General features: G+C 60.2%; 16 protein-coding genes. 10 read left to right on the top strand and 6 right to left on the bottom strand.

Going from position 1 to position 18,981, the window contains the following annotated elements; translation table 11 throughout:
* Nucleotides 1-42: 42 nt before the first annotated feature.
* Nucleotides 43-1,035 carry an ABC transporter substrate-binding protein gene (locus ACO6TG_RS10695; RefSeq protein WP_422378163.1) on the bottom strand — a complete coding sequence of 331 codons (993 nt, stop codon included), beginning with the start codon at nucleotides 1,033-1,035 and terminating at the stop codon, nucleotides 43-45.
* Between the two features lie 489 nt (nucleotides 1,036-1,524).
* Nucleotides 1,525-2,379, bottom strand: a complete 855-nt coding sequence (locus ACO6TG_RS10700; RefSeq protein ID WP_422378164.1) for a LysR family transcriptional regulator — start codon at nucleotides 2,377-2,379, stop codon at nucleotides 1,525-1,527.
* A 90-nt stretch (nucleotides 2,380-2,469) separates the two neighbouring features.
* Here ACO6TG_RS10700 and ACO6TG_RS10705 point away from each other — a divergent pair, with 90 nt between their 5' ends.
* From ACO6TG_RS10705 to ACO6TG_RS10725, 5 genes are all read left to right on the top strand, one after another.
* Complete coding sequence (locus ACO6TG_RS10705; RefSeq protein WP_422378165.1) at nucleotides 2,470-2,883, top strand: VOC family protein; 414 nt, start codon at nucleotides 2,470-2,472, stop codon at nucleotides 2,881-2,883.
* Nucleotides 2,880-3,827, top strand: coding sequence for a 2-hydroxyacid dehydrogenase (locus tag ACO6TG_RS10710; protein ID WP_422378166.1), 948 nt, complete (start codon nucleotides 2,880-2,882; stop codon nucleotides 3,825-3,827). The genes ACO6TG_RS10705 and ACO6TG_RS10710 overlap by 4 nt, the downstream gene beginning before the upstream one ends.
* An 84-nt stretch (nucleotides 3,828-3,911) precedes the next feature.
* Entirely contained in the window at nucleotides 3,912-4,730 is an 819-nt protein-coding gene (locus tag ACO6TG_RS10715) for a sugar phosphate isomerase/epimerase family protein (protein ID WP_422378167.1), read from the top strand.
* A gap of 98 nt (nucleotides 4,731-4,828) precedes the next feature.
* Nucleotides 4,829-5,575 carry a cytochrome c biogenesis CcdA family protein gene (locus tag ACO6TG_RS10720; RefSeq protein WP_422378168.1) on the top strand — a complete coding sequence of 249 codons (747 nt, stop codon included), beginning with the start codon at nucleotides 4,829-4,831 and terminating at the stop codon, nucleotides 5,573-5,575.
* Between the two features lie 36 nt (nucleotides 5,576-5,611).
* The gene (locus tag ACO6TG_RS10725; RefSeq protein WP_422378169.1) at nucleotides 5,612-6,022 is read left to right on the top strand and encodes a thioredoxin family protein; all 411 of its coding nucleotides are present in this window, start codon (nucleotides 5,612-5,614) and stop codon (nucleotides 6,020-6,022) included.
* A gap of 61 nt (nucleotides 6,023-6,083) precedes the next feature.
* Here the strand turns inward: ACO6TG_RS10725 and gndA are convergent, their stop codons facing one another.
* Together gndA and ACO6TG_RS10735 are read right to left on the bottom strand one after the other, a co-directional pair.
* Entirely contained in the window at nucleotides 6,084-7,508 is a 1,425-nt protein-coding gene (gene gndA, locus ACO6TG_RS10730; RefSeq protein WP_422378170.1) for an NADP-dependent phosphogluconate dehydrogenase, read from the bottom strand.
* A gap of 104 nt (nucleotides 7,509-7,612) precedes the next feature.
* Complete coding sequence (locus tag ACO6TG_RS10735) at nucleotides 7,613-8,452, bottom strand: LysR family transcriptional regulator (RefSeq protein WP_422378171.1); 840 nt, start codon at nucleotides 8,450-8,452, stop codon at nucleotides 7,613-7,615.
* Between the two features lie 102 nt (nucleotides 8,453-8,554).
* On the opposite strand from ACO6TG_RS10735, the gene ACO6TG_RS10740 reads away from it, so the two are divergent.
* The 3 genes from ACO6TG_RS10740 to ACO6TG_RS10750 all read left to right on the top strand — a co-directional run bounded on the left by ACO6TG_RS10740 (nucleotide 8,555) and on the right by ACO6TG_RS10750 (nucleotide 12,444).
* Nucleotides 8,555-9,475 carry an MBL fold metallo-hydrolase gene (locus tag ACO6TG_RS10740; RefSeq protein ID WP_422378172.1) on the top strand — a complete coding sequence of 307 codons (921 nt, stop codon included), beginning with the start codon at nucleotides 8,555-8,557 and terminating at the stop codon, nucleotides 9,473-9,475.
* Between the two features lie 192 nt (nucleotides 9,476-9,667).
* Nucleotides 9,668-10,648, top strand: coding sequence for an ABC transporter substrate-binding protein (locus ACO6TG_RS10745; RefSeq protein ID WP_422378173.1), 981 nt, complete (start codon nucleotides 9,668-9,670; stop codon nucleotides 10,646-10,648).
* A 95-nt stretch (nucleotides 10,649-10,743) separates the two neighbouring features.
* A complete protein-coding gene (locus ACO6TG_RS10750) occupies nucleotides 10,744-12,444 on the top strand; it encodes an ABC transporter permease (RefSeq protein ID WP_422378174.1) in 1,701 nt (566 codons plus the stop codon).
* A gap of 161 nt (nucleotides 12,445-12,605) precedes the next feature.
* Here the strand turns inward: ACO6TG_RS10750 and ACO6TG_RS10755 are convergent, their stop codons facing one another.
* Nucleotides 12,606-13,652 (bottom strand): ABC transporter ATP-binding protein, encoded by a 1,047-nt coding sequence (locus ACO6TG_RS10755; RefSeq protein ID WP_422378175.1) that lies wholly within the window; start codon nucleotides 13,650-13,652, stop codon nucleotides 12,606-12,608.
* A gap of 63 nt (nucleotides 13,653-13,715) precedes the next feature.
* On the bottom strand, nucleotides 13,716-14,627 hold the full coding sequence (locus tag ACO6TG_RS10760; protein WP_422378176.1) for a phosphotransferase: 912 nt from the start codon (nucleotides 14,625-14,627) through the stop codon (nucleotides 13,716-13,718).
* Nucleotides 14,628-14,878: 251 nt separating this feature from the next.
* Here ACO6TG_RS10760 and ACO6TG_RS10765 point away from each other — a divergent pair, with 251 nt between their 5' ends.
* Nucleotides 14,879-16,453 carry a trimethylamine methyltransferase family protein gene (locus ACO6TG_RS10765; protein ID WP_422378177.1) on the top strand — a complete coding sequence of 525 codons (1,575 nt, stop codon included), beginning with the start codon at nucleotides 14,879-14,881 and terminating at the stop codon, nucleotides 16,451-16,453.
* 61 nt (nucleotides 16,454-16,514) lie between these two features.
* Nucleotides 16,515-18,950, top strand: a complete 2,436-nt coding sequence (locus ACO6TG_RS10770; RefSeq protein ID WP_422378178.1) for a GcvT family protein — start codon at nucleotides 16,515-16,517, stop codon at nucleotides 18,948-18,950.
* Nucleotides 18,951-18,981: the final 31 nt, after the last annotated feature.

Here is an 18,981-nt window from a genome sequence, read left to right on the forward strand (position 1 = left end):
GAGCCCGCACCTTGGCGCGGGCTCCTTGTTCGATTTGCCGTTTTAGAGAGCGGCCTTGACCTTCTCGGCAACTTCCGGGCTGACCCACTTGGTCCACACGTCTTCGAAGTTTTCCAGGAAGTAGTAGGCGCCATCTTCGTTGGTGGCCTGGTTGTCGCTCATCCAGGCGAGAACCTTACCGGCGGTGCGGTTGTCCCAGGTACGGCCCTTGACGTAATCCATGGTCGGACCCGCCTTGTTGGCGAAGTCGTCGGTCACAACGGTGAAGACCTCGGACTTGACCCAGGAATTCGGCTTCGGATCCGGGCAGTCCTCAATCACGGTGCAGCTGTCCCACTGCTCCTTGTTGTGCGGCGTCTCGAAGTCGAGCAGCGTCATGTCGTATTTGCCGAGGATCGCGGTCGGTGCCCAATAATAGCCGAGCCAGCCGTCGCCGCGCTCGTTTGCCTTGGCAAGGGACCCGTCGAGACCGGCAGCAGAACCCGGATCGACCAGTTCAAAACCGCCCTTGTCGAAACCGAAAGCGCGGAACAGGTTGCCGGTGGTGATGCGGCAGTTCCAGCCGGTCGGGCAGGTAAAGAACGCGCCTTTGCTGGAATCTTCAGCACCCGGGAACAGTTCCGGTTTTGCCAGGGCATCCTTGACCGTGTAGATGTCATGTTCTTCGGCGATGGCAGTCGGGACCCAGAAGCCTTCCACGCCGCCTTCATTGAGGATCTCGCCACCGATGATCAGGGAGCCTTCCGCGACAGCCTTGTCGAGCGGCTCGCGCACGGCGTTGATCCAGAGCTCCGGCGCCATGTCCGGCTCGCCCTTTTCATTCATGGAGGTGAAGGTCGGCATGGTGTCGCCGGTCACCAGCTCAACGTTACAGCCGTAGCCGTTCTCCAGGATGATCTTGTCGATGTGAGCGATCGCGCCGGCTGATGCCCAGTTCATTTCCGCAACCGTGACCGTTCCGCAGTCTTCCGCCATGGCCGACGAGGCCATGCCGATAAGGGCGGTCGCAGCCACCGAGACAAACAACTTCTTCATGAGGGTACTCCTGTGCAGTCTGTTTGTTTGATTTTGAATTGGGCGCAACGCGAAAAGGCCTTCACCAAGGCATTCCCCTCCCAACGCGTCCAATGGAAAAGTATAACACGCAAAGAACGCAGTATAGCCGTGAAGGCTGTTAGATTAACTTTATTTAATTTAGCCTTCATCGAACGCATATACGTTGTTCTTGCTCCATCACCCCTCAGTTGACCCTTTCTCTGCCGGAAAAGGTCATGGCCGGTATTTGTTCCAGCCCAGGTGCTTCACGGTCGATACCATTGCATTATGCAGCCCCCAGCACAACAGTATAGACGCAAATCTCATGGCGATCATGTCGCAAATTTCAGCAACGCGTCTGCAAACGACATTTTCATGCCTGTATTCGTCATGATCGCTAATTTTCTTACCTTCCAAGTGATTCTTTTTGGCAGTTTTCCGCCCTCATCACCCCGCACAACACACGCAAAGGGAAGGGTTTCCGCAACATCATGCCACCTGTGTTTGCAGCGCTTTCAAGACCAGGCTGGTGAGCGCGGATGCCCCGGACGCGTGCGGTCGCAGGAACACCATGTCACGGTGACTGTTTACAACTTTGCTTGAGAGAGACAGATCAGGGAACTGGTCGGCGAGCCGGCTCCAGACCGGTATGTAGGCCTGTCCCATGCCTTGCGAGACCATGAGGGCAATGGTTTCCAGCGCATCGAGTTCGCACAGGATTCGGCCCTGGTTTACCTCCCGCCCATGCACTTCCCAGGTCTTCCGGCCACCCCAGGAGGCGCGGTCATAGACGATCCAGGGCAGGGCCGCTGCATCGGAGTTGAACGCAGGAGGAGGCTGGGCATGAAGGACCGGCTGACTGGCAATAATCGTGCTTTTCAAGGATTTGGGTAGTTCGAACGGTGCGGCAACCGTGATGATCGCATCAAGTGCGCCGTCCAGAAGTTCCTGATAGAGCCCGGCGGACGTTCCAGGACGAAACGTGAGTTCAGCCTTTGGGGCTTCTTCCTGAAACAACCGGTTCACCACCGGGGCATAGTCCAGAAGGCAGGTGGAAACAGCACCAAGGCGGAAGGGACCGGACAGGCCGGACGGATCGATGTGCCGGCTCAGGTCGTGGGCGTCGCCAACCAGTTTTCGTGCGGCCGGCAACAGCCGCAGACACGCTTCCGTCGGCAGCGCAGCATGCGCACTGCGGTTCAAAAGCCCGACGCCAAGCTGCGCTTCGAGCACCCTGATGCGTTGACTGACCCCGGCTGCCGTCAGTCCCTGCTGTCTGGCCGCAGCTGCAATCGATCCGGTTTCGGCGACCACCAGCAGGCTTTCAAGAAAGCGCGTATCCAAAACTTTTTCCTATGCTGAATGACAGAAAAACATCTTAAATGTTTTGAATAGGCTCTGCTAGTACAGGGGCGAACCGAATTGGAGACGCTCATGCAACCCTGTTTTCACCTTGCCTATCATGTCGCCGACCTTGACGAGGCCCGTGCCTTTTACGGCGGCCTTCTGGGTTGCCCGGAAGGCCGCAGTACCGAAACCTGGGTCGACTTCAACTTCTTCGGTCACCAGATTTCGCTTCATCTCGGCAAACCCTTCGACACCACCAATACCAGCAAGGTGGGCGATCACATGGTGCCGATGCCGCATCTGGGTGTTGTCTTGGCGATGGACAGCTGGAAGGCACTTGCGCAAAAGCTGACGGAGGCTAATCTCGCCTTCATCATCGCCCCGACCATTCGTTTCGAGGGTCAGCCGGGTGAACAAAGCACCATGTTCTTTAAGGATCCGAGCGGCAACCCGATTGAAATCAAGGGCTTTGCCGACGAAGCCGGAGTGTTCGCTACATGACGCCGATTATCCCCTTTGTCTCCGAAGCCAGTCAGGACGAACGCCGGGAATGGCGCGATGCTCTGCCGAAGGCGCTGGCGGACATCGCTGTGGTGAAACCGTTCGATACCTTGAGCGACGAAGAGCGCATGGCCGCGCGCGTGGCCATCGTCGCCAACCCGGATCCGGCCCAGGTTGCCGACTTGCCAAACCTGGTCTGGGTACAGAGCCTCTGGGCCGGCGTGGAACGGCTGATCACCGAATTACCGGCAGACGGCCCCCTGATCGTGCGGCTGACCGACCCGCAAATGGCCGACACCATGTCGGAAGCCGTTCTTGCCTGGACCCTTTACCTCCATCGGGACATGCCGCGCTACATGGCCCAGCAACGCAAAGGGATCTGGAAAGGCCACACACTCCTGCTGCCCGAGGAGCGCACGGTCAGTGTCCTGGGTGTCGGCAAACTCGGCAGCGCCGCGGCACGGCGCCTCAAGTCCAATGGCTTCAGGGTTCTGGGATGGAGCCGCAGCCCCAAAACAATCGACGGCATCGACTGTTTCCATGGCGCCGAAGGATTGGCAACGGTGCTTGCCCAAACGGACATTGCCGTCTTGCTGATGCCACTGACCGCAGAAACTCAAGGCCTGATCGGCCCATTGCAACTGGCACAGTTGAAGCCCGGCGCCGCTCTGATCAATTTCGCCCGCGGACCCATCATCGACGAAACGGCCTTGCTGAAGGCCCTCAACGAAGGCCCCGTTGGACACGCCGTCCTTGATGTCTTTAACGAAGAGCCGCTGCCAGCCGCACACCCCTTCTGGACCCACGAGAAGGTAACCGTGTTGCCGCATATTTCGGCACCGACCATCACCGGCACGGCTTCGAAAATCGTAGCTGACAACATCTCACGCTATTTTTCGGACGGTACGATCCCGCCAAGCGTCGATCGGGAGCATGGATACTGAGATTTCACTCCTTGCCGTCGCAATCCTGTCAAGGAACACGGTCTATCAGGCAGGCAGATTTCTGTTTTTGTCCAAAGGTGTTTTATGACCGACCTTCCGATCCTCGGCGCCGCGCTCACAGTCACATCGCTTGAAACCCATCGCAAGCTCATGCTCGACAAGCCGCGCGATCTGGAACTGCAGGATTTCTGCAATGCCGAAACGCTCAACGGTGATTGGAAACCGCAAGTCGAGCAGGCACTGAAGCTCCTGGACGGCCATGAGGGCCGGGTTGGCATCCACGGTCCTTTCATGGGCTTCTCGATCGCGGCTCACGATACTGAAATCCGTGACATCGTACGCAAACGCCTGATCCAGGGCCTGGAGGTCTGCGAAGCGCTCGGCGGCACCCATATGGTCGTGCATAGTCCCTATTCCACCTGGGACCATTACAATCTCGACAATTCCGACCAGGGTCGCGCGGCCAAGATCGAGCTTTGCCATCTGACCATGAAAGACGCGGTCAAGCGGGCCGAAGACACCGGCATCGAACTCGTTCTCGAGAACATCGAAGACAGGGATCCGGACGCACGCCAGCTTCTGGCGCAAAGCTTTGGCTCGGACGCTGTCAAGATCTCCATCGACACCGGCCACGCCCACTATGCCCACGGCGTCACCGGCGCCCCACCCGTCGACTACTTCGTCAAGGCGGCCGGCGATGAACTTGCGCATGTCCACCTGCAGGATGCCGATGGTTACGCCGATCGGCACTGGACACTCGGCGAAGGTACCATCAACTGGCACGCGGTATTCCGTGCGCTCGGCAAACTGACCAGCAATCCGCGGCTGATTGTCGAGCTGCGAGACCATGCCGGCCTGCCGGCCTCAATCGCCAATATGACAGCCCTGGGACTGGCACAGTGAGACACCCAACGGACTTGTGATCGAACGTTAGCGGACAGGCTTCGGCCGGCGACCTATCTAGTCGCCTGATTGGTCCGGCATGACGCGGGACCTGTCGGATGACATTGAGCAAAGGGTCTCTCGATCACATGCTTGAACTGCCGCTTGCCTATCTCGCCGGGCTGCTGACGCTGATCAACCCCTGTGTCTTGCCGGTCTTGCCAATCGTGCTTGCCTCCGCGCTGAACCAGGACCGGCGTGCTCCCGTGGCCCTCGCAGCCGGCATGAGTGTCTCTTTTGTTGCCGTCGGCATGCTTGTGGCAACCGTGGGATACGCCATTGGCCTGACGGCTGAACTCATGTCCAGGATAGGGGCGGTTTTGATGATGGTGTTCGGCACAGTTCTGCTTGTGCCTGCGCTTTCCCAGCGATTTGAACTCGCCTTTGCCGGATTTTCCGGCTCGGCCGGCCAGAAGATGACGGACACCGATACAGGCAGCCTGAAAGGGCAGTTCCTCGGCGGAGTTCTTCTGGGCGCTGTCTGGTCGCCCTGTATCGGCCCCACCCTCGGCGGAGCAATAGCGCTTGCCTCGCAGGGCCAAAACCTCGCCTGGGCGGCCCTCATCATGGTGTTCTTCGCCCTGGGTGTTTCGACGCTGATCGTCGGTCTCGGATTTGGTGCCCGGGAAACCCTGCGCAACCGCACCGACAAGCTGCGCGGCATAGCCGAACGCTCCAAGCCGATCATGGGCGCTGTCTTCCTGTGTGTCGGCCTGCTGCTCTTTTTCAACATCAACCACGTGATCGACGAATGGGCCATGCAGATCATGCCCATCTGGCTGCAGGACCTTTCGGTCCGCTTCTGACCTTCCAACTTGAAAGGAACTCCGATGAACAGACGCATGTTTCTTGGTTTGGCCACCGGCACTGTGCTCAGCACCGGGCTGTTTTCGAAGGGCGCATTGGCAAGCGGTATGGTCGATTACAAGCCGGGCCTCATCGAGGAACACCTGGCCGCGGGCAAGACCGTCTTTGTCGATTATGCGGCCAGCTGGTGCAGCACCTGTGCCCGCCAGGAACGGGTAATCAGTGCCCTGCGCGCCGCCAATCCGGCCTATGACGAGGCCATGGTCTTTGTGCGGGTCGATTGGGATGCCTATGGCGGCCACGAGGTCTCGACCTCCCGCCGGATCCCGCGCCGCTCCACGCTCCTCGTCCTGAAAGGCGACCAGGAGCTCGGACGGATCGTTGCCGGCACCGCCGAAGGCCAGATCAAGGCCCTGATGGACACCGGTCTACAGGCCGGCAGCTGATCAACATCGCAGCAGCAAGCAAAAAGCCCCGCAATCGCGGGGCTTTTCTTTGTCTTCTGGCTTAACCCATTGCCCAGGGGCCATGGTAACCGCCACCGTCCTTGTCCGTGCGTTCGAACCCGTGCGCGCCGAAAAAGTCCCGCTGGCCCTGCAGCATGTTGGCCGTGGAGCGGCCGGTGCGCATGATGTCGAAATAGGACAAAGCCGCGGAAAGCGCCGGCACCGGCAGCCCATGCAGGGCGGCCTGGGCAACCACCTGACGCAACATCGCCTCGGTCTGCTTGAGTTTTTCCGAGAAGAACGGCGCCAGCATCAGGTTGCGCTCCGCATCATTGGCAAGGGCGGCGGACATGTCGTTCAGCATGGCGGAACGAATGATGCAGCCATTGCGCCAGATCCGTGCGATCTCGGGCAGAGGCATGGCCCAGCCATATTGCCGGGCCGCTTCCAGGATCAGCCCGAAGCCTTGCGCGTAGCAGATGATCTTGCCTGCGACGAGGGCCGCTTCCAATGCATCGATAGTGACAACCTCGCGGTCCATGCCGGAAGGTGCAGCACCGAAGGCAGCTTCACCCGCCTTGCGCTCTTCCAGGCGAGCCGACATGTTGCGGGTGGCAACCGCCGCTTCAATGGCACTTGCAGGTGTGCCGAGCATCAGGGCTTCGATCGCTGTCCAGCGACCGGTGCCCTTCTGCCCCGCCTTGTCCAGAATGATATCCAGCATCGGCTTGCCGGTTTCCGGGTCTGCTGTCTTGGCGACCTTGCCGGAGATCTCGATCAAGTAGGACTGCAGGATACCGCCGTTCCACTTTTCAAAGACATCACCAATCTCATCGGCCGACATGTCGAAACCGTCACGCATCACGCCGTAGACTTCGGCAATCATCTGCATGTCGGCATATTCGATGCCATTGTGAACGGTCTTGACCAGGTGGCCCGCCCCGGCTTCGCCAAGGTAGGCAGCGCAGGGTTCGGTTTCGTGTTTGGCGGAAATCGCTTCCAGGATATGCCCGACCTGATCCCAGGCATCCCTGGCGCCACCGCCCATGATCGACGGGCCGAAACGCGCACCTTCCTCGCCACCGGAGACACCGATGCCCATGAAGCGCGGCCCCTTGTCAGCAGCCTCTTCGGCGCGCCGATTGGTATCGTGGTAGTTGGCGTTGCCCGCATCAATGATCAGATCTCCAGCATCGAGCAACGGCCGCAAGGCCTCAATCTGGGCATCCACGGCTTCACCGGCAGGAACCATCAGAATGACCGCGCGCGGGGATTTGATAGAGGCAACAAAATCCTCCAGGCTCTTGGCCGGGACCAGCCGGGACGCCAGTTCGCCGGCTTTATCCATGAACTGACCGGTCTTTTCGGTCGTGCGGTTATAGACCGCGATCTGAAAGCCGTTTTCGGCGATATTGAGCGCCAGATTGCCGCCCATCGTGCCCAACCCGATCAATCCGATCTCTGCGACCGCACCTTGAGAGCTCATGAATAACGCCTTTCCTAAATCGATTTACACCTGGTTGGGCGGTGATAGCCGACCTGCGTCCCCCCGGCAATGCTTGCATACGAGCGAACACAATTTTCGATCTATCAGCCAAGACTGCGGGCAAGATGATCGACCAGCAGGCGCACGCGCGTCGGCAGCAGTCTCCGCTCCGGCAACACGACATACAGCGGCAGATCCGGGAGGGCCGGTCTCGCATCCAGTTCGGCAAGCCTGCCGCTGGTCAGGAGCTCCTTGCAAAACGGACGCGGCAAGACCGCGGCCACATCAGACACAAGGACCAGCTCCCGCGCCAGTTGCAAATTGCGTGTTTTGAATGCCTGCGCGGCTGTCTTGGGCAAGGCATTGCCCAGTGAACCGGCGGGATCAAGCACCTTGCCCTCAGCGATCAGCGTTTCGAATGGCGCTACGGCAAAAAAATCAGGACGCGCGACGACAGTCATCGGGCTCGCTGCAATCTTGCGGACGATGACATTTTCCGAAGTCACCCGATTGCCTCTCAGCGCAAAATCGAAACGCTCGGCGGTCAGGTCGACGGGACGGTCACTGATGTGCACGTCTATGCTGACTTTCGGATAGGAAACCCGGAACGCACTGATCGCGTTGGCCAACAGGTCGAGCGGCAAATCCACCGGCACAGAAAGCCTGACGTCGCCTTCCGGCGTTTGTGCGGACTTCAGCAATTCCGCAGCTTCTTCCAGTTGGCGTGTCGCCGGGCCAACCCGGGACAGATAGGTTTCCCCCTCGGGGGTCAACTGAACCTGCCGCGTTGTTCGCCGGAACAAGGCGACCCCGAGCTCATCTTCCAGTGCCCTGACCCGGGCCGTGACGGTGGATTTGGGCAACCCGAGCCCGCGCGCCGCCGAAGCGAAGCTGCCGCGGTTCGCAACTTCCAGGAAAGTCTCAAGGTGGGAGAGTGTTGTCATCGTCCGATTTTTTCAGTCAAACAGTTCAAGATTATCTGACTACCTCGAACATTGAGAAAGATCTACCTCATGCGCTGCATCAACCGTCCATGAGGTATCGAAATGAACCGGCGTAACTTTCTGAAAACTGGCAGCGCCCTGTCACTTGCCGCACCTGTAAGTCTGGCCGGCGCCGCCCCGGCGGAAGCCGCCGGGTCCGACACCCCTCCGCGCCTTGACATAACCTGGCTGGGCGGTGCGACGCTCCTGATCAGGTTTGGTGGGCTGACGCTGTTGACCGACCCGGCGTTCGGAGAGGGCAAGAACGCTTTCCAGATGGCAAACCCAAACGAGATGTTCGATCTTGCGAAGGGACCGAACACCATTTTTCACGAGCGCCGGACCTCCTTTCAAGGGATCGATCTGGGAGAAGTCGATCACCTTCTTCTTTCGCATCTGCACGAAGACCATTTTGACCAGACAGCCGAGGCAGCGCTTCCAAAAGAAATGCCCACCCTCGTCCCGGCTCACGACCTGGACGCTATGCGGGAGAAGGGTTTCTCTGATCTGACTCGAGCTGATTGGCACAAGACACATGTTCTGGAAACAGAATCGGCTTCCATTTCGATCACAGCAGTTCCTGCAGATCATTCCGAAGATCCGGACATTTCTGCTCTTCTCGGTCCGGGAAACGGGTACTGGCTTCGGTTTCAGCAGGGCGGTTGGTCGAAAACGGTCTACTGGACCGGAGACACCTTTCCGACCGACACCGTGCTGGAGGCGATCAAACCGCTCGGCAGCCCGGACATCCTGATCCCCCATATGGGTGGTGTCGGATCGACCGGCTCACTTGGACAAATCAGCATGGGGGCGGAACATCTCAAAAAGTTCCTTGCTTTTACGCAGCCGCAAAAGATCTTGCCAATTCACCACTCCACATATGCGCTCTATCTTGAGCCGGCTTCGGTTCTATCGAAAGCTCTGGAAGGAGTGACGCAGGGCCTCGATCTTGTGTCCGAAGGAACGCGGGTCAGCTACCTCTAGGTGTTCCCACCATCGACAGACGGGCGCAGCCTTGACCGGTTGCGCTCGCATCGCAAACCACAGCATCAGAACACATTTAACCGGCTAATTTATTATAACCATTGATGATTTAGGAATATTACTGTCATATTAAAGTGCTAGGCGATGCCTTATCCGCACCCAATCACGCGGTTTGCGCAAGGGATCTGTCACATGAAAAATCTTCTGATTGCAGCCGGCCTTCTGGCAGCGGCAACCACATCCGCTTATGCCGAAGATATTACCGGCAAACTGGTACTCTACACCTCTCAGCCGAATGCAGACGCCCAGGCGACTGTCGACGCCTTCACTGCCAAGCACCCGGGCGTCGAAGTTGAGTGGGTGCGCGACGGCACCACCAAGATGATGGCCAAGCTGCGCGCCGAATTCGAAGCAGGCGCGCCGAAGCCGGATGTGCTTTTGATTGCCGACATGGTCACCATGGAAGGCCTGAAACAGGAAGGCCGTCTGATGGCCCACGAGGGCGCGGATGTCTCCGCCTATGATCCGGCCATCATGGACGACGACAAGACCTACTTCTCCACCAAGCTGATCACCTCGGGCATCGTCTACAACACCAATGCCCCGATCAAGCCGACCTCCTACAAGGACCTGCTGAAAGCGGAAGCGAAGGACAAGCTGGCCATGCCGTCGCCGCTGACCTCCGGCGCTGCGACCATTCACATGGCAGCTCTGACCTCGAACCCGGACCTTGGCTGGGCCTATTATGAAGGCCTGGCCGACCAGGGCGCCAACCCGAAGGGCGGCAATGGCGGCACCTACAAGGCCATCGCCGGTGGTGAGAAACTCTACGGCTTTGTCGTCGACTTCCTGCCGATCCGCGAGAAGCTGAAAGGCGCACCGGTTGAGTTCGTCTTCCCGGAAGAAGGCGTCTCCGCCGTCACCGAACCGGTTGCAATCCTCTCCACCGCCCAGAACCCGGATGCGGCAAAGGCCTTTGTCGACTTCGTGATATCTGAAGACGGTCAGAAACTGGCTGCGTCCCAAGGCTATCTGCCGGCCCACCCGGCCGTTGCGGCTCCGGAGGGCTTTCCGGCGCGCGACCAGATCAAGCTGATGGACTTCGACCCCGCCAAGGCCCTGGAACAGGACCAGGCCAACAAGATCAAGTTCACTGAAATCTTCGGCGGCTAAGCGGCTTCCGCAGAAAGATTGTGGCAGCGCGGCCAAGCTGCGCTGCCTCTCCGCTTATGTAACTGCCCGGAATGACGCGGTAGCTGAAAGCGCCCATGTCACTTAGATTCACCTCCGAAAAATCAACCCTGCTGCTCCTGGTCCTGGGAGCCACGTTGATTTGCGGTCTGCCGCTGCTGCTTCTGTTCAAGACTGGCCTGACGGACGAGGGCAGGTTGGCGTTCGGTCCGCTTCTGGAAGCCCTTGAGAGCCGCTCCGTTCAACGGGCGCTCTGGCATTCGGTCGAAAGCAGCTTCTGGTCCGCGCTGGCGGCCACCTGTCTCGGCACTCTGCTCGCCCTTCTTGTCGGCCTCACAGACATTCGGGCAAAGGGTCTGCTCGTTTTCCTGATCCTGTTGCCAATGATGATCCCGCCGCATGTCACGGCAATTGCCTGGATCCAGGCCCTTGGCCCGGCCAGTCCGGTGCTCCGCTGGATCGGCATTGCACCGGAACTCGGCTCAACGCACCCACTCTATTCCCGAGAAGGCCTCGTCCTGTTGCTGACCCTTCAGCACAGCCCGCTGGTCTTCCTGCTCGTCCGGGCCGCGCTGCGATCATTCCCGCGCGAATTGTCCGATGCAGCCCGCGTCTCCGGAGCAGGCGCCTTCCTGATGCTGCGCCGGGTCACACTGCCGTTGCTGGGGCCCTCCCTGCTGGCGGGGTTCGCGCTCGCCTTCGTTGCCGCGCTCGGGAATTTCGGCATCAATGCCCTGATCGGCATTCCTGCCCGCTACACCACCCTGCCCGTGCTTGTCTGGCGCCGTCTTGCCAGTTTCGGGCCGGATGTCTTGCCGAATGTCGCCGTGATCTCGGTCATTCTGGCCTGCGTCGCCCTTGTTGCAATCCTTTTGCAGAGCCTGTTGCAGCGGCGCATGCGCTCCAGTCTGATCGGACTGCCTCAGGACCCTTTGGCAATCTCGCTCGGCCGCAAGCGCCCCTATATCGAAGCCCTGCTCTGGAGTTTCGTCGGCGGCGTCCTGTTGCTGCCAGCTGCGTCTCTCCTGGCAACGTCCCTGGTGAAGACCTATGGCCTGCCGCTGTCGCTGGAGACGCTGACGCTCGACAACTTCACGGAAGTGCTCTGGCGCCAATCGGTCACCTTGCGAGCCTTCGCCAATTCCACACTCATTGCCGGGCTCGCGGCCGCCGTCATTGCCTTGATCAGCCTGTTGCTCGGCTATTTCCTGGCGCACAAAAGCCGCGGCCTCCGACGGTGGGCGGGGCTCGCCCTGACCCAGTCGGAAATCGCTTTTGCAGTGCCAGGCCTCGTCATGTCCATCGCCTTCATCCTGGCTTTCATCCGGCCTCTGCCGATCCTGAATTTCTCGCTTTACGGCACGCTCTGGATCATCGGCATTGCCTATGTGTCGGTGTTCCTGGCCGTGGGACTGAAACCGGTCGCAGCGGCCTTCCTGCAGATGGATGGGGCTCTTGAAGACGCTGCCCGCGTATCGGGCGCCGGTTTTTTCCGCCGCATGCGGCGCATTTTTGCCCCGTTGACCGCCCCGTCCGCGGCCTCGGGCGCAATCCTCGTCTTCCTGACCGCTTACAACGAAGTCACGGTCTCCGCCCTGCTCTGGTCGACGGGCAACGAGACCATCGGCACCACGATTTTCAACTATGAGGACGGCGGTTACACGACCCTGGCGGCTGCCATGTCCGCTGTTGTGGTCGTCGCCACCATCTTCATCATGGTCGCCATGAACGCCTTGTCGAAGAGAGTGCCCGCCGGCACCATCCCCTGGAAGGATTGACGGCAGCAATTGATGACCTTGAGACATTTCTTTTGTCATCCCGCACACAGCTTGGCGGAGATGCGGGACCGAGGACTCCCAGGCAAATGTTACTGGCAAAAAATTAGGTATGAGTGTTACTGGGTCTCCGCCTTCGCGGAGATGACAATCTGGGTACACCACTAATCCGCCAGAACCCAACCCCGCAGCACATCCAGGCGAAGCACATCGCCGGCTGCAGCTCTGCGGTTCAGGAGCATCATCATTGGCTGATCGACACCCGGCACACGAACAAAGGCCTCCCAATAGCCGCCACGATAGATGGTTCGCTCGACGGTCCCTTCGAAGCCCCGGGCGCCGGTGGCCAGAACAAGATGTTCGGGACGCAACAGGAGTGTCGCTGCCCCCGGCGCACAATCGTCCGGACAATCGACCTCGATGGTCACCTCACCGAACCTGACCAGCGCTTCGCCGTCCTCGACCCGTTCCACGGTCACGGGCACGAGCGTGCTGCGGCCGATGAAACCGGCAACCTGTTGTGTTGCCGGACGACGGTACAACGTGTCGGGGTCGGCGACTTGCAGGATCTTGCCATCCCACATCACCGCGACCTGGTCTGCCAGAGCCATAGCTTCCCGCTGGTCATGCGTGATGAAAAGCGTGGTGGCACCGCTCGCCTTGTGAAAGGCGGAAAGCTCCTCTTCCATGGCGGCGCGCAAATGGGGATCCAGATTGGCGAGCGGTTCGTCCATGAGCACCGTGCCGGCTCCTTGCGCCAGACAGCGTGCCAGAGCGACGCGCTGACGCTGGCCACCGGAAAGCTCTGCCGGTCTGCGATGCAGATACGGCGTCAGGGCAACGCTCTCCAGGCACTCCGCGACCCGCGCCGAAACGACCGACCGTCGTTTTCCCGCTGTCTCCAGGGGAAAGGCTACATTGCCGGCAACGCTCATGTGCGGCCACAATGCATAGGATTGGAACACCACGCCGACCTGGCGATCTTCAGGCGCCAGATGAAAACCGTCCCGGGCAACCGGCACACCGTCCAGTTCAATTTCACCGGTATCGATTGGCTCCAGGCCCGCGATCGCTCTCAAGAGTGTGGACTTGCCACAACCCGACGGTCCGAGCACAACAAAGAATGTGCCGTCCTCGATCGACAGGCTGACATCATGGAGGGCCTTGTGTGACCCGAAGGCTTTAGTAACAGAGGCAAGCTGTATGGACATGCCTCCCGTTATCCTCCTCCTGTGACAGGCTGATTACATTGTCATAATTATCGATACTTGTATTTATTTTAGCCGCAACAGCAGATCGACTTCCTCTTCGAGCGCGCGACCATAGGCGCGTGCAGCCGGTGCGTTGGTCTGCATCAGCGTCTCGTGGCGAAACAGACAATAGGCTGCGAAACACCAGTGATAACCGGTCCGCTCAGCCTTGAACCGCTCCACAATCTTCTGATCCGGGTAGCTTTCAAGAAAGAGCTCTTCGGCATGAGCCACCAGCGGGTGCAGGCCGTAAAGCGTTGCCAGGCCGGGAGAGACAAAACAGGCGATGTCCTCCACCGGATCTCCCAGGCCCGCGAACTGCCAGTCAATGAGCCGGGCTCCAACACCGGTCGCCTGAATGGTTCCAAGGCAAAGGCTGCGATGCACCAGCGACTGGTGAACCTGCCCCCTGCTTACCAGAACATCTTGTGGACGCAGGCGCTTGAGATTGGCGGCCTTGCGGCTGTCCGGAATGAGGGCGAGCATCTCGTCCCCTTTGGCCAGGACTTCATGAAAGCCCGCCGGAAAAACCTGATGCCCCTGGATCGGCTCTTCAAGGGCGGCGAACCGGCCGATCAGTTCGGCGACCTCGGCGACGTCGATTTCATTGTTTTCAGGGCTTGGATAGCCATAGACCAGGACCGGAGTGCCGACCGGGCTGGTGGCGAAGAGTTCCAGTTCCGGTGACAGATCGTGCCGCGCCAGAACAGCGAGTGCATCGGCCTCCTGTGCCGGCAGGGTCGGGAAAAGCGGATTGTTTTCGCTTTCGGGAAAAAACTCCTTGATGACATAGCTGCGGCCCGGCACGTCGAGACGCCAGAACCGGCAGGTATAGGCGACCGGCAATGGCCGCAAATGCGCAGCGCCCCAGTCCCTGACCGGCAGACGGCCCCGCAGAAAACCAAGTAGATCTGTATCCGACAGCTGAGCGTTCACGCCAATCCTCTTTGCCTATCACCTCTGTCCTGATCGCCTTCACAGCGCATTGCGTCAAGCCAAACTTGCACATCGGGCAGACTGAAACCCTGCTCTTGGCCGCAATGTCGGAGACGGAGCACTGATGGTCGTTCTGAGACTGCCCGGAAAATTACTCCGCTCCGCTACAGTCAATGACACTGACAGGAATGAGGTCCTGCAAATTTCAGCAGCCGGGCCCCGACATTTCAAACCAGCGAACGGACAGGCAGATGGCGGATATCGACACGGCAATGGTCAGCGAGGCGCAACCGGCCCGGCGCGGCCGTCGGCGCCGCGGTGGGGAAAAAGCCACGCCGGACCTCTTCCCGCAAAAACCGTTCAGACAGCCGCGGCATATCTTCAAGCCTGTCGAAGCGATTTCCGCAGACGAGCTGGAATCGATCCACGACGCCTCCATGCGCGTTCTGGAAGAGATCGGCATCGACTTCCTGCACGAGGAAGCAAAGGCAATGCTGAAGGCCGCCGGCGCAGACGTGACACCGGGTCAGGACCGCGTCCGCATGGACCGCGCCCTGGTTGAAGAGCTGATCGCCAAGGCCCCGGCCGAGTTCACGCTGCACGCCCGCAACAAGAGCCACAATCTTCAGATCGGCGGCGATGCCATCGTCTTTTCCTGTGTTGCCAGCGCGCCCAATGTTGTGGACCGCGACGGCGGACGACGCCCGGGCAATCAGGAGGATTTCCGGAAGCTTCTGAAGCTGGCCCAGTTCTTCAACATCATTCACACCCCGATCGGCTATCCGGTCGAGCCGGTCGACATTCACGCCTCCGTCCGGCACCTCGATTGTATTGCCGATGCGGTCCGGCTGACCGACAAGGCCCTTCATCTCTATTCGCTCGGCAAGGAGCGCAATCAGGACGGCATCGAGCTGGCCAGGATCGCGCTTGGCCTGACACCGTCGGAGCTGGTGGATACACCGTGCATCGTGACCGTGATCAATACCTCGTCGCCTCTGCGTCTCGACACGCCGATGCTGCAGGGCCTGATCGAGATGGCTCGTGCCGGACAGGTGTCCATCGTGACGCCGTTCACGCTCGCAGGTGCCATGGCGCCGGTAACGGTCGCCGGTGCGCTGACGCTTCAAAATGCCGAAGCACTGGCGGGGATTGCCTTTGCCCAGCTGGTGCGTCCGGGCGCGCCGGTCGTCTATGGCGGCTTTACCTCCAATGTCGACATGAAGTCCGGCGCTCCGGCCTTCGGCACACCGGAATACATGAAGGCGGCACTGGTCAGCGGTCAGCTTGCAAGACGCTACCAACTGCCGTTCCGCTCCTCCGGCGTGTGTGCCGCCAACACGGTCGACTATCAGGCGGCCCTTGAATCAACCCTGTCGGAATGGGGCGCGATCAATGGCGGCGCCAACATCATCAAGCATGCGGCCGGTTGGCTGGAAGGCGGCCTCAGCGCCGGATTCGAAAAATTCATCACCGACATCGACCTGCTTCAGAAGATCGCCGAATACCTGACGCCGCTGGACGTCTCCGAAGAGAGCCTGGCCCTCGACGCCATCCGGGATGTCGGCCCGGCCGGCCATTTCTTCGGCACCGAGCACACCCAGGCCCGTTACAAGGACGCCTTTTATCCGCCGATCGTCTCGGACTGGCGCAACTACGAGACCTGGCAGGAGGCCGGCAGCCCGATCGCCTATGACAAGGCAAACAGGCTCTACAAAGAAGCGCTCGCGGCCTATGAGCAACCGCCCCTCGATCCGGCTGTCGACGAGGAAATCACCGCCTTTGTCGAAAAACGCAAGGCCGAGGGCGGCGCGCCGACCGACTTTTAAACTTCAAATCTCACATCTTGAGGCCTGACCGCGATGAACAGGCCACTCCGGAGCGGAATTCATGAAGACCCACACCCAGGTTGTTGTCATTGGCGGCGGCGTTGTCGGCTGCAGCGTGCTCTACCACCTGACCAAGCTCGGCTGGAAGGACGTTACGCTGGTGGAGCGCGATGAACTCACCTCCGGATCCTCCTGGCATGCCGCCGGCGGCTTCCACACACTCAACGGTGATCCGAATGTCGCCCAGCTGCAGAGCTATACGGTTGATCTCTACAAGGAACTGGAGGAAATCTCCGGTCAGTCCTGCAGCCTGCATCTGACCGGCGGTGTCATGCTCGCCGACACGCCGGAACGCATGGACTTCCTGCGTCTCGCCCAGGCCAAGGGCCGCTATCTCGGCATGGAACTGGAACTGATCTCGGTGGCCGAGGCCAAGACCATGTTCCCGATGCTGGACGAGAAGCATTTCATCGGCGCGCTCTGGGATCCGATCGAAGGCCACCTCGATCCGTCCGGAACCACCCATGCCTATGCAAAGGCCGCCCGTGTCGGCGGTGCTACCGTCTACCGGCACACCAAGGTGGAGGAACTGGTTCAGACACCGGACGGCACCTGGGACGTCATCACCAACAAGGGCACGATCCGGGCAGAGCACGTGGTCAATGCCGGCGGTCTGTGGGCCCGTGAATGCGGCCGTATGGTCGGCATCGAGTTACCGGTTCTCGCGATGGAGCACATGTATCTCCTCACCGACGAGATGCCGGAAGTCGTTGCCCATAATGAGGCAACCGGCAAGGAACTGATCGGGGTTCTGGATTTTGGCGGCGAGATCTACACCCGCCAGGAAGGCAAGGGCATGCTGCTCGGCACCTATGAGCAGAACTGCCGCCCCTGGAGCCCGCGCGAGACACCCTGGGATTTCGGTCACGAATTGCTCGCCCCGGATCTGGACCGCATCGCGCCGGAACTGGAAGTCGGCTTCGAGCATTTCCCGGCGCTGCAAAATGCCGGCATCAAGCAGATCATCAACGGTCCCTTCACCTTCTCCCCGGATGGCAACCCGCTTGTCGGTCCGGTACGCGGCCTCAGGAACTACTGGGTCGCCTGCGGCGTCATGGCCGGCTTCAGCCAGGGCGGCGGCGTCGGCCTGACGCTCGCCAACTGGATGGTCAACGGCGACCCCGGCTATGACATCTGGGGTATGGATGTCGCCCGCTACGGCGACTGGGCAACGCTCGCCTATACCAACGCCAAGGTGAAGGAAAACTACCGCCGCCGGTTCCGCATCCGGTTTCCGAACGAAGAACTGCCGGCCGGTCGTCCCCACCAGACCACGCCGCTCTATGACCGCATGCTGCAGCAGGGCGCGGTGATGGGGGACAGCTGGGGTCTGGAAACGCCGCTCTGGTTTGCGCCGGAAGGCACCGACGCCAAAGACATCTTCTCGTTCCACCGGTCCAACGATTTCGATCCGATTGGCGCCGAATGCCGGGCCGTCCGCGAAAGCGTCGGCATCACCGAGATCGCCAACTTCGCCAAATACGAAATCAGCGGACCGGGCGCGGAGGACTATCTCTCCAACCTGATGACCAACACCATGCCCAAGGTCGGCCGCATCGTGCTGACCCCGATGCTCAATGAAAACGGCAAGATCATCGGCGACTTCACCATCGCCCGGGCATCGGATGAAACCTTCTACATGTTCGGTTCGTCCCAGGCCGAGGTCTACCACATGCGCTGGTTCGAGCAGCACCTGCCGGAGGACGGCTCGGTCACGCTCCGGGCCATCAATCTCGGCTGGGTCGGCCTCTCCATTGCCGGGCCGAATGCTCGGAAAGTGCTGGAAAAGGTCACCGGCGACGATGTCTCGAAGGACGCTTTCCGTTTCATGGACTTCCGCGAGATGGACGTTGCCAACGCCCCCTGCAAGGTCAACCGGATCAGCTACACCGGCGATCTCGGCTACGAGATCTGGATGACACCGGAATACGAACGGCAGATCTATGAAGCGCTGATGGCGGCCGGCGCGGAGTTCGACATCCGGAATTTCGGCATGCGGGCTTTGCTGGCGCTGCGACTGGAAAAAAACTTTGGAACCTGGTTCCGCGAGTTCCGGCCGATCTACGGTCCGTATGAAGCCGACCTCGGCCGGTTCGTGAAGCTGGGCAAGAACCGCTTCATCGGCCGCGAGGCTGCGCAAAAGGAATTCGACGAGGGGCCGAAACGGATGCGGGTCAGTTTCATGGTCGATGCGGGCGATGCCGATGTCATGGGCGACGAGCCGATCTGGCATGGCGGCAAGGTGATCGGCTGGATCACGTCCGGTGGCTATGCCCATTTTGTCGGCCGGTCGCTCGCCCAGGGCTATGTCCCGACCGAGCTCGCCCGGGACTTCGGCGACGGCGCCTTCGAGATCGAAATTCTCGGGGAACGCCGCAAGGCAACCATCAACCCGGACCCGCTGTTCGACCCGAAGGCCGAACGCATGCGCATGTAGATCCCACCCGGTTCGGGTGGTGCCACAAAGG

The sequence above is a fragment of the Roseibium sp. genome (assembly GCF_965233565.1).
In the GTDB taxonomy this organism is placed as follows: Bacteria; Pseudomonadota; Alphaproteobacteria; order Rhizobiales; family Stappiaceae; genus Roseibium.

Bases quoted from the DNA above. Each gene is read 5' to 3' on its own strand.
- ACO6TG_RS10695 (WP_422378163.1), bottom strand. From the start codon at position 1,035: ATGAAGAAGTTGTTTGTCTCGGTGGCTGCGACCGCCCTTATCGGCATG.
- ACO6TG_RS10705 (WP_422378165.1), top strand. From the start codon at position 2,470: ATGCAACCCTGTTTTCACCTTGCCTATCATGTCGCCGACCTTGACGAG.
- ACO6TG_RS10710 (WP_422378166.1), top strand. From the start codon at position 2,880: ATGACGCCGATTATCCCCTTTGTCTCCGAAGCCAGTCAGGACGAACGC.
- ACO6TG_RS10715 (WP_422378167.1), top strand. From the start codon at position 3,912: ATGACCGACCTTCCGATCCTCGGCGCCGCGCTCACAGTCACATCGCTT.
- ACO6TG_RS10720 (WP_422378168.1), top strand. From the start codon at position 4,829: ATGACATTGAGCAAAGGGTCTCTCGATCACATGCTTGAACTGCCGCTT.
- ACO6TG_RS10725 (WP_422378169.1), top strand. From the start codon at position 5,612: ATGTTTCTTGGTTTGGCCACCGGCACTGTGCTCAGCACCGGGCTGTTT.
- gndA (WP_422378170.1), bottom strand. From the start codon at position 7,508: ATGAGCTCTCAAGGTGCGGTCGCAGAGATCGGATTGATCGGGTTGGGC.
- ACO6TG_RS10735 (WP_422378171.1), bottom strand. From the start codon at position 8,452: ATGACAACACTCTCCCACCTTGAGACTTTCCTGGAAGTTGCGAACCGC.
- ACO6TG_RS10740 (WP_422378172.1), top strand. From the start codon at position 8,555: ATGAACCGGCGTAACTTTCTGAAAACTGGCAGCGCCCTGTCACTTGCC.
- ACO6TG_RS10745 (WP_422378173.1), top strand. From the start codon at position 9,668: ATGAAAAATCTTCTGATTGCAGCCGGCCTTCTGGCAGCGGCAACCACA.
- ACO6TG_RS10750 (WP_422378174.1), top strand. From the start codon at position 10,744: ATGTCACTTAGATTCACCTCCGAAAAATCAACCCTGCTGCTCCTGGTC.
- ACO6TG_RS10755 (WP_422378175.1), bottom strand. From the start codon at position 13,652: ATGTCCATACAGCTTGCCTCTGTTACTAAAGCCTTCGGGTCACACAAG.
- ACO6TG_RS10765 (WP_422378177.1), top strand. From the start codon at position 14,879: ATGGCGGATATCGACACGGCAATGGTCAGCGAGGCGCAACCGGCCCGG.
- ACO6TG_RS10770 (WP_422378178.1), top strand. From the start codon at position 16,515: ATGAAGACCCACACCCAGGTTGTTGTCATTGGCGGCGGCGTTGTCGGC.